Raw genomic sequence first — 10,678 nt, forward strand, 5'->3', positions numbered from 1 at the left:
TACCAATCAGCCATAGAGGAATTGTCATGATGGATAAAAAAATTTTACTTCCTGTGCTGCCATTATTGATGTGGAGTCACACCTCAAGCAGTGCTGCTTTTGATACCTGCCCCTACACCGCATTTTTGATGCAAGATGCCCAAACCAATGTCTACGGTGTGAATTTACTGACAGGAGCCTATCAAACACTGCAAACAAATATAGGCCAAACCGGCAACCTCAATGCCGCCGGCTACAATGAGGCCGATAACTTTATTTACGCCTTCAATACCACGTCAAAAAATGTGGTGCAGGTTAATCGTAATTTTACCGCATCCAATTTAGCGGTCACCGGTTTACCCGATACCCCTTTTTATGTCGGTGATGTCGATAACAACACCTACTATCTTTATCGTCAGGGGTTAGGGCTCTACAAAATTCCACTCAATGAAAACGATCCTAATTACCTCAAGGCGACAGTGGTATCGGGGAGTGACGCTAGCATGAAACTCACTGATTTTGCCTTCCACCCCAGTGATGGAAACATTTATGCTATCGATAATAAGCGAGGCTACCTCTACCGCATCAACCCCGTCACTGGTAATAAAGTTGTCCTCGGCAATACCGGTATCACGGGCACCTTTGGGGCGGCCTATTTTGAGGCGAGTGGACAGTTTTACTTCAGCCGTAATCAAGACGGTATCATCTTCTCGATAGACATTACTGACCCCACAACCATTGTACCTACCGCCACCCGTTTTGCTGCTGGCCCCAATTCTGGCCTTAATGATGGCGTTCGCTGTGCCTCTGCGCCCTCTCCAATCCAAGCCCTTGACTTAGGTGATGCCCCTGACAGTTACCAAACCGCTATCGATAATAATGGTGCTCGTCATGATCAAACCAACAATACACTCTATCTTGGCGGCGTCGCCCCTGACAGTGAAACCGAATTAACAGACAGTGATGATAATACCGGGATCGACGACGAAAACGGCGTAATACTGACCCCATTACAGAATGGCGAATCCGCCATGGCGACGGTAACAGCCAGCCAAGCGGGTTTTCTTAATGCCTGGATTGACTGGAATAAGGATGGCGATTTTTCTGATAGCTATGAGCAGATCAGCACGAAACATGCCGTCAGCAAAGGGATGAACAGTATTATTATCAATGTACCCGACTTCGTTTCCGCAGGGGATACATGGGCCAGGTTTCGGATCAGTAGTGTTGAAGACCTCCCCTCATTTGGTGGAGCCCCTGATGGTGAAGTCGAGGATTATATGGTGACACTCGACAACACCCAACTGAGTACCGCCCAATATGGTCCCTTCACTGCTGCATTTGAAGATAGCTGGCCAAGAGCTGGCGACTACGATATCAATGATGTGGTAATGCGCTACCAGATCGAAATTAAGAGCGATCAAAATAACGACGCGAGACAAATCAAAATATCAGGATCATTACAAGCTCTTGGGGCCGACTACCAGAATGGCTTCGGTATCCACCTCCCTTTTCTGAATCGCAGTATCGCCGATGAAGGCGGTATCATTTTCACCCAAAATGGCACATTAATTTCAGACTCACCACTGGAGGCGGGGCAAAGTAATGTGGTACTGATCATTTCCGATAATTTGCATGCTGACACCGAATCAAACTGTCGTTTTTACCGCACCCTGGAAACGTGTCAGGAGACTGAACGCTTTAGCTTCTCGGTCACGGTCCCTCTGATAAGTGGTATTAAGTCTTGGAGCCTTCCCGCCGCCCCATTTGACCCCTTCATTTTTGCCGCCGATGGTTTATACCATGGTGAAGGGACGTCATTAGGAAGAGGGCTTGAAATTCACCTCGATGATTATGAGCCAACGGATTTAGCAAATACGAGCCTAGAGCTAATGGGGAATTACGACGACCGCAGTGATAGCGGTCTAGGTAGTCTATATCGAACCCCTAATGGTCTGCCATGGGGATTCATCATCACAGAAAGCTGGACTCATCCACTTGAGCAAGTCGATATGTTACTGGCTTATCCGCGCTTTTTTGATTATGCCACCTCAGGGAATCATGTTGACTGGTTCACCCAAAGCAAACGCATCAATCAGCATCTTTATGGCTTAGAATAATCAGAAGGAATCGGCTATGACACAGTATAACAATATCGTTTTAGGGGTCATCTTACTCTTTGGGCTAACCGCGTGCGGGGGAGGCGATAGCGGAGATAATTCAACGGCTGGAGGAGCATCCGATAATAGCCCAACAGCGGATCAAACGACCTCCATGGCAACCATCAAGGTCGCGCCGAATTATGATTTTACCACCAGCCAACAGCAAAGCATTAACGTAGACTTGCGCGCTATCACCAACCAGCGAGCATATGTCAGTATTTATCAGCAATGGCATGGTGATGACAGTACCCCCATCCCTAACCCAGACTCACAATTGTTTATGCAAGCAACAGATTCCGGCCAGCTCAGTCAGACATTAACGGTGGGAAAACAGCAGCAGTCACTATTAATGATGGTGATGTTTACTGATTATCAGCTCTCGCCGATTACCCAGATCTTCCCCGTTGACCCCAATAATGGGTTCCAATACCCGTAGTTCCCGCCTAGCAAACACTTAACGTTGAATACAAAAAAGCGCCCACTTCACTAAAAGGGGCGCTTTTTCTTATTCAATAAACAGTGAGGTAATTACTTACGCTTCACTGCTTTTGCGTTTGGCAGATCAGTGATTGAACCTTCAAACACTTCAGCCGCTAGACCCACTGACTCGTGTAGTGTCGGGTGGGCATGGATAGTCAATGCGATATCTTCCGCATCACAGCCCATCTCGATTGCCAGACCGATTTCACCCAGCAGCTCACCACCGTTAGTACCCACGATAGCACCACCGATCACACGGTGCGTGTCTTTGTCGAAGATCATCTTCGTCATACCGTCAGCACAATCAGAGGCGATCGCACGACCAGAAGCAGCCCAAGGGAACGTCGCAACTTCGTAGTTGATGCCTTCCGCTTTCGCTTCTTTCTCAGTCTTACCAACCCATGCAACTTCTGGCTCAGTATAGGCAATTGAAGGGATCACTTTAGGATCGAAGTAGTGCTTCTTACCCGAGATCACTTCTGCCGCGACGTGGCCTTCATGCACACCTTTATGAGCAAGCATAGGTTGACCAACGATGTCACCGATAGCATGAATATGTGGTACGTTGGTACGCATTTGCTTATCAACATTGATGAAGCCACGCTCATCCACTTCGATACCGGCTTTTTCTGCATCAAGCAACTTACCGTTTGGTACACGGCCAATCGCAACAAGCACCGCATCGTAACGAGTCGGCTCAGAAGGCGCTTTCTTACCTTCCATCGACACGTAAATACCGTCTTCTTTCGCTTCAACCGCGGTCACTTTCGTTTCCAGCATCAGGTTGAATTTCTTGCTAATACGCTTCGTGAAGACTTTAACGATGTCTTTATCCGCAGCAGGGATCACTTGGTCAAACATTTCAACCACGTCGATTTGAGAGCCCAGCGCGTGATACACCGTACCCATTTCCAGACCGATGATACCGCCACCCATAACCAGTAGCTTCTCTGGCACTTCTTTCAGCTCTAGTGCGTCAGTTGAGTCCCAGATACGTGGATCTTCATGCGGGATAAATGGTAGCTCGATTGGACGAGAACCTGCCGCTACGATAGCGTTATCAAACGTGATGGTTGTTTGGCCGTCAGCACCTTCAACAACAATGGTATTCGGGCCAGTAAATTTACCATAACCATTAACCACATTAACTTTACGCATCTTAGCCATACCGCCAAGACCGCCTGTTAGCTGGGTAATAACTTTATCTTTCCACAGACGGATCTTATTGATATCGGTCTGAGGCTCACCGAATACCACGCCGTGCTCAGCCATCGCTTTCGCTTCTTCGATAACTTTTGCTACGTGAAGCAGGGCTTTTGATGGGATACAACCCACGTTCAGACAAACACCGCCAAGGGTGCTGAATTTTTCAATTAGGACAGTATCCAGACCTAAGTCTGCGCTGCGGAATGCCGCAGAGTAACCTGCAGGGCCTGAACCCAACACCACTACCTGGGCTTTAATTTCTTTACTCATCATGACCTCGTTGTAAGTCTTTTATCCCTAACAGGCTATTGGTAAGTATGCTTTTGTTTCACTTAACTAACAATTTTACAGAGTTGTTAACAAACCAAAAGCACTATGACGACAGCCTGTGAGCTACACAACAATTCCATGCCCGCCTCAACGGACATGGTCGTTGCGATAGGAAAAGTTAAAGCACCAAACGGCGGATATCAGATAGACAGCCGTTTAGGAACGTAATGAAGCGTGCACCTTCGGCACCATCGATCACACGGTGATCGTATGATAGCGACAGCGGAAGCTGTAGGCGTGGTTCGAATTCTTTACCGTTCCACACAGGCTTCATTTCAGACTTAGATACACCAAGGATACCTACTTCTGGCGCATTTACGATAGGAGTAAACGCTGTACCACCGATACCACCTAGGCTCGAGATAGTGAAGCAACCACCCTGCATGTCAGCCGCTGTTAGCTTACCTGAACGTGCTTTCTTCGATACCTCTGCCAGTTCAGCAGATAGCTCGTAGATACCTTTCTTGTTCACGTCTTTGAAGACAGGAACAACCAGGCCATTTGGTGTATCAACGGCGATACCTACGTTCACATACTTCTTCAGGATCAGGCTTTCACCGTCATCAGAAAGTGAAGAGTTGAATGCAGGGAACGCCTCAAGCGCTTTTGCTACGGCTTTCATGATAAACACAAGTGGCGTGATCTTCATGCCAGTATCGTTCTTCGCTTCAATCGCATTCTGCTCTTTACGGAAAGCTTCAAGCGCAGTGATATCAGCATTATCCCACTGTGTAACGTGCGGGATCATCACCCAGTTACGGTGTAGGTTCGCGCCAGAAATCTTCTTAATACGAGATAGCGGCTTAACTTCAGTGTCACCAAACTTGCTGAAGTCCACTTTTGGCCAAGGCAGTAGGCCAAGAGCTGCACCGTCACCTTTACCAGAAGCCGATGCCGCAGCACCTGACTCAAGGCGCTTAAGGGCGTCTTTAACGAAGTTCTGTACGTCTTCTTTCTGGATGCGGTTCTTACGGCCAGTACCTTTCACTTTCGCAAGGTTAACACCGAACTCACGCGCCAGACGACGCACCACTGGAGACGCGTGAGCGTACTCGTTGTTAGCTTCAAACTCACCAGTCGCTGCTGGCGCAGCGGCTTGTGCCGGTGCTGCTGTTGGTGCTGGAGCGGCTGCAGGAGCCGCCTGTGCAACTGGTGCCGCAGCCGGTGCTGCGCCAGCCACTTCAAAGATCATGATAAGAGAGCCTGTCGACACTTTATCGCCAGCTGCAATCTTGATCTCTTTAATTGTGCCAGCAAATGGCGCAGGAACTTCCATTGATGCCTTGTCGCCTTCAACCGTGATCAAAGATTGCTCTTCTTCCACGGTATCGCCAACAGCAACCATGATTTCAGTCACTTCGACTTCATCACCGCCGATATCCGGCACGTGCACTTCTTTTTCTGCAGACGCTGCTGGTGCAGCCGCAACTGGTGCTTCTGCTTGAGCAACAGGCGCTGCAGCTGCAGAGCCAGCCACTTCAAAGATCATCACTAGCGAACCTGTCGATACTTTGTCGCCAGTCGCCACTTTAATCTCTTTCAATACGCCCGCGAAAGGTGCTGGAACTTCCATTGATGCTTTATCGCCTTCAACCGTAAGAAGAGATTGCTCTTCTTCGATGCTGTCGCCGATAGCAACCATGATTTCAGTCACTTCTACTTCATCGCCACCGATATCCGGTACGTGCACTTCTTTAAGCTCTGAGGTAACCGGAGCCACAGACGCCGCAACAGGAGCAGCAGCTGGCGCGGCTCCAACGGCTGGAGCTGCCGCAGCACCTTCAGCTTCAAAGATCATGATCAAAGAACCCGTAGACACAGAGTCACCGACTGCGATCTTAATTTCTTTAACAATACCCGCCTGAGAAGCTGGTACTTCCATAGAAGCTTTGTCGCCTTCTACAGTGATCAGAGACTGCTCTTCTTCAACCTTGTCGCCAACGCTAACAAGAATCTCTGTTACTTCAACCTCGTCGGCACCAATGTCAGGTACATTAATTTCGATTGCCATGTTTTATTGCCTCTTACGCGTATAGCGGGTTGATCTTATCAGCGTCAATGTTGAATTTAGCAATTGCTTTCGCAACCACTGATTTCTCAACATCACCACGTTTAGCCAGTTCAGTCAGTGCAGCCACAACAACATAGCCTGCATTCACTTCGAAGTGACGACGTAGGTTAGCACGGCTGTCAGAACGACCGAAACCATCAGTACCCAGCACTTTGAAAGACTCAGACGGCATAAATGCACGTACTTGCTCTGCATAGTTCTTCATGTAATCTGTCGCAGCGATGGCTGGCTCAGTCCCCATTACCGTTGTAATGTAAGGTACTTTTTGCTCTGCTTCTGGGTGTAGCATGTTGAAACGCTCAACATCTTGACCATCACGAGTCAATTCATTGAATGACGTTACCGAGTAAACATCAGAAGCAACACCGTAGTCGTCGCTTAGGATTTGAGCCGCTTTACGTACTTCATTCATGATAGTACCAGAGCTCATCAGCTGAACTTTCTTCTCACCAGCGTAAGATTCTAGCTTATAGATACCCTTACGAATGCCTTCTTCGGCGCCTTCAGGCATACCAGGCATAGCGTAGTTCTCGTTCATTACGGTTAGGTAGTAGTAAACGTTCTCTTGGTTCTCACCGTACATGCGACGAATACCGTCTTGCATGATCACCGCTAGCTCGTAAGCATACGTCGGATCATAAGAGATACAGTTCGGTACTGTGTTCGCCATGATGTGTGAATGGCCATCTTCGTGCTGAAGACCTTCACCATTTAGCGTTGTACGACCAGCGGTGGCACCCAAAAGGAAACCGCGTGCTTGTTGGTCACCTGCCATCCATGCCATGTCACCAACACGTTGGAAACCGAACATTGAGTAGTAGATGTAGAATGGGATCATTGGTAGATCATTGGTGCTGTAAGATGTTGCAGCAGCAACCCAAGATGCCATTGAGCCAAGCTCGTTGATACCTTCTTGCAGAACCTGACCAGACGTTGCTTCTTTATAGTAAGAAACCACACCGCGGTCTTCTGGCGTATATTCTTGACCGTGAGGGTTATAGATACCCACCTGGCGGAACAGACCTTCCATACCGAACGTACGCGCTTCATCACAGATGATCGGCACGATATTTTTACCGATATTCTTGTCTTTTAGAAGAATGTTTAGCGTACGCACGTAAGCCATTGTGGTCGAAATTTCACGCTTCTGCTCAACCAGTAGCGGTGCAAACTCTTCTAGCTCAGGGACTTTAAATTCTTGTGTGAATTTAGGCAGACGCTTAGGCGTATAACCATGCAGCGCAGTACGACGTGCGTGCAGGTAGTTGTACTCGGCAGAACCTTCTTCCAGTTTTAAGTAAGGCAGTTTACTTACTTTTTCATCAGAAAGAATATCTTGCAGGCCAAGACGGTCACGTAGATGAAGAACATGCGTCATGTCCATTTTCTTCACGCCGTGAGCAATATTTTTGCCTTCAGCCGCATCACCCATGCCGTAACCTTTGATGGTTTTCGCAAGGATCACAGTTGGCTTGCCGTTTGTCTCTTTGGCATTGTTAAATGCAGCAAACAGCTTAGAAGAATCGTGACCACCACGCTTCAGCGCAAAGATCTCATCATCGGTCATATCAGCAACAAGGGCTGCTGTTTCTGGGTACTTACCAAAGAAGTGCTCACGTACGTACGCACCGTCTTTTGATTTGAATGTCTGGTAGTCACCGTCGATAGTTTCGTTCATCAGCTGAAGAAGCTTACCCGTGGTGTCTTTCGCAAGAAGAGAGTCCCAGTTATTACCCCAGATAACTTTTACTACATTCCAACCAGCGCCTTTAAACAGGCCTTCTAGCTCTTGGATGATCTTGCCGTTACCCATTACTGGGCCGTCAAGACGCTGTAGGTTACAGTTAACAAGGAAACACAGGTTATCCAGCTTTTCACGTGCAGCGAAAGAAATCGCGCCGCGTGATTCAGGCTCATCCATCTCACCGTCACCCAGGAACGCATAAACACGCTGAGCGCCAGTTTCTTTCAGGCCACGGCCTTCCAAGTATTTAAGGAAACGCGCTTGATAGATGGCTGAGATAGGACCAAGGCCCATAGATACAGTCGGGAACTGCCAGAACTCAGGCATGAGTTTAGGGTGTGGGTATGACGGGATACCTTTACCATCCACTTCTTGACGGAAGTTATCCAGCTGCTCTTCAGTCAGACGACCTTCAACAAAGGCACGCGAGTAGATACCCGGAGAGATGTGACCTTGGTAATAAACCAAATCACCACCGTCAACCTCGTTAGGGGCACGGAAGAAGTGGTTAAAGCACACTTCATAGAACGCAGAAGCAGACTGGTAAGACGCCATATGGCCACCCAAGTCTAAATCTTTCTTAGAAGCACGCAGTACGATCATGATGGCGTTCCAACGGATAATGGAACGAATACGGCGCTCAAGCGTGGTATCACCAGGATACGCAGGCTCTTTATCTGCTGGGATGGTGTTGATGTAGTTGGTGGTGATACCTGTTGGCATATCTACGCCATCAAGACGAGCCTTATCCAGTACTTGTTCAAGTAGGAACTGGGCGCGCTCTACACCTTCTTCACGAACGACTGATTCAAGGGCTGCAAGCCACTCTTGAGTTTCCAGTACATCCACGTCATTTTTCATGACTTCAGACATGCGATCTATCCTTTCGTTGATAATCTACAAAACTTAATACCAATCGTCATAGCTATCTGAGCGATTAAACGCAGATAATTATGACGACTAATATAGTGTCGCGACTGTTTACTACCACGCTTGCTACATGATAAGGGGTATTAATCCAGTCCATCCTTGCGTTGTTGAATCCGACGAAGAGAGCGTTCACGTCTGCTATCTTCACGCGTTAAATCCAACAGAGTTTCCTCAATATAAGCCAAATGCTCATGAGACGCTTCGCGGGCCAGTACTGGCTCACCTGAAACAATCGCCTGAACAATATTGGCTCGATGACTTCGCACCTTCTCCACCACCTCTGGGCGACGGTTCAGGAGCTCAAAGTTTTGTAATACGTTTTGCTCCAGCAGTGGGGCAAGGCTACGGATGATATGGAGCAATACCACATTATGGGCGGATTCAGTGACCGCTATCAGGTATTGCATCACGGCGGCGGCTTCTGCCGGCAAATCACCTTGCTGCTGAGCATCCTGTATCCGCGCATGACAGTCGCGGATACGGGTAAAATCATCATCATTGCCACGCAGGGCGGCATAATACGCAGCCAGACCTTCAAAGGCGTGGCGAGACTCAAGTAAGTCTAATTGTGTTTCGGGATGAGCGGCGAGAAGATCCAACAATGGTTCAGAAAAACCCTGCCATAATTTTTCTGTCACGAACGTGCCCCCGCCTTGACGACGAGTGAGTAAGTGTTTGGCTTCCAGGCGCTGAATCGCTTCACGGACTGAAGGGCGAGAAACATCGAATTGCTTAGCCAGCTCACGCTCAGGCGGTAGCTGCTGACCCGGAGACAGAATCCCCTCAAGGATCAGCCGTTCCAATTCCTGCTCGATAGCATCGGAGAGCTTAGGTTGGCGAATTCGTTTATAAGTCATTAGTTATTTTATCTTCGTTGCACTTATATAGCGTTTCTAGACAGTCCGCGATGCGGGTAATTGGTATTACCAATTTAACTACAAGAGAAAGTTTACAGAATTAATTGAAGATGTCTACCAACAACTTGATTGAAATCATAGAACGACGGTAAATTTAACAAGAATGAAAACTTATGAATACTTATTAACACAGGTTAAACATTAGTCATCAACAGGGCTTAGGACAATCCGGAGGTTGATGATTCATATTGGTCAGACCAATGTGTTGTCAGCCACAATGAGGCTAAATCGATAATGATGATTTATAAGCCAACCAATCAAACGCCAAACCAGGATCCGTCTTGCGGCCAGGGGCAATAAATTCATGGCCAGTGATCCGACCTGCATCCATGTGGGGGTAGTGTTTCAGCAGAGCCTGAGTCAGTGTCGCTAAGGTCGCGTACTGCTCTGGGGTATAAGGGAGTGTGTCCGTTCCTTCCAGTTCGATACCAATTGAATAGTCATTACATTTATCTCGCCCGGCAAATTGCGATATCCCCGCATGCCAAGCCCGACAATCAAAAGGCACAAATTGGATGATAGCGCCATTTCGTTGCACTAAACAGTGAGCCGAGACACGAAACTTAGCAATTAGCGCAAAATAAGGGTGCTCATCCGGATTTAATCGCCCGGTAAACAATTGCTCAATATAAGGGCCACCAAATTGCCCCGGTGGCAAACTGATGTTATGCACCACCAGTAGAGAGATATCATCACTGTCCGGACGTTGGTCATAAAACGGCGACGGCACATGTTTAACGCCTTGCAGCCAGTGGTCGTGATTAATCGTTAACATTGAATTCTCCGGGTCTAGGGTCTAGGGTCTAGGGTCTAGGGTCTAGGGTCTAGGGTCTAGGGTCTAGGGTCTAGGGTCTAGGGT

7 protein-coding genes are annotated in these 10,678 nt (G+C 48.0%); 2 read left to right on the top strand and 5 right to left on the bottom strand.

Going from position 1 to position 10,678, the window contains the following annotated elements; translation table 11 throughout:
• The first annotated feature begins 26 nt into the window (after positions 1 to 26).
• Together L4D12_RS22555 and L4D12_RS22560 are read left to right on the top strand one after the other, a co-directional pair.
• Positions 27 to 2,099: an LruC domain-containing protein gene (locus L4D12_RS22555; RefSeq protein WP_428450077.1), complete on the top strand. Its 2,073-nt coding sequence runs from the start codon at positions 27 to 29 to the stop codon at positions 2,097 to 2,099.
• A gap of 16 nt (positions 2,100 to 2,115) precedes the next feature.
• The gene (locus L4D12_RS22560; RefSeq protein WP_428450078.1) at positions 2,116 to 2,577 is read left to right on the top strand and encodes a hypothetical protein; all 462 of its coding nucleotides are present in this window, start codon (positions 2,116 to 2,118) and stop codon (positions 2,575 to 2,577) included.
• 92 nt (positions 2,578 to 2,669) lie between these two features.
• Here L4D12_RS22560 and lpdA read toward each other — a convergent pair whose 3' ends face one another.
• The 5 genes from lpdA to ampD all read right to left on the bottom strand — a co-directional run bounded on the left by lpdA (position 2,670) and on the right by ampD (position 10,594).
• Positions 2,670 to 4,097, bottom strand: coding sequence for a dihydrolipoyl dehydrogenase (lpdA, locus tag L4D12_RS22565; protein WP_428450085.1), 1,428 nt, complete (start codon positions 4,095 to 4,097; stop codon positions 2,670 to 2,672).
• A 178-nt stretch (positions 4,098 to 4,275) separates the two neighbouring features.
• Positions 4,276 to 6,168, bottom strand: coding sequence for a pyruvate dehydrogenase complex dihydrolipoyllysine-residue acetyltransferase (gene aceF, locus L4D12_RS22570; RefSeq protein WP_428450079.1), 1,893 nt, complete (start codon positions 6,166 to 6,168; stop codon positions 4,276 to 4,278).
• Positions 6,169 to 6,181: 13 nt separating this feature from the next.
• On the bottom strand, positions 6,182 to 8,845 hold the full coding sequence (gene aceE, locus L4D12_RS22575) for a pyruvate dehydrogenase (acetyl-transferring), homodimeric type (protein ID WP_428450080.1): 2,664 nt from the start codon (positions 8,843 to 8,845) through the stop codon (positions 6,182 to 6,184).
• Positions 8,846 to 8,985: 140 nt separating this feature from the next.
• The gene (gene pdhR, locus L4D12_RS22580; protein ID WP_428450081.1) at positions 8,986 to 9,759 is read right to left on the bottom strand and encodes a pyruvate dehydrogenase complex transcriptional repressor PdhR; all 774 of its coding nucleotides are present in this window, start codon (positions 9,757 to 9,759) and stop codon (positions 8,986 to 8,988) included.
• Positions 9,760 to 10,042: 283 nt separating this feature from the next.
• Positions 10,043 to 10,594: a 1,6-anhydro-N-acetylmuramyl-L-alanine amidase AmpD gene (gene ampD / locus L4D12_RS22585; RefSeq protein ID WP_428450082.1), complete on the bottom strand. Its 552-nt coding sequence runs from the start codon at positions 10,592 to 10,594 to the stop codon at positions 10,043 to 10,045.
• Positions 10,595 to 10,678: the final 84 nt, after the last annotated feature.

Source organism: Photobacterium nomapromontoriensis, from assembly GCF_050336815.1.
Classification (GTDB): domain Bacteria; phylum Pseudomonadota; class Gammaproteobacteria; order Enterobacterales; family Vibrionaceae; genus Photobacterium; species Photobacterium nomapromontoriensis.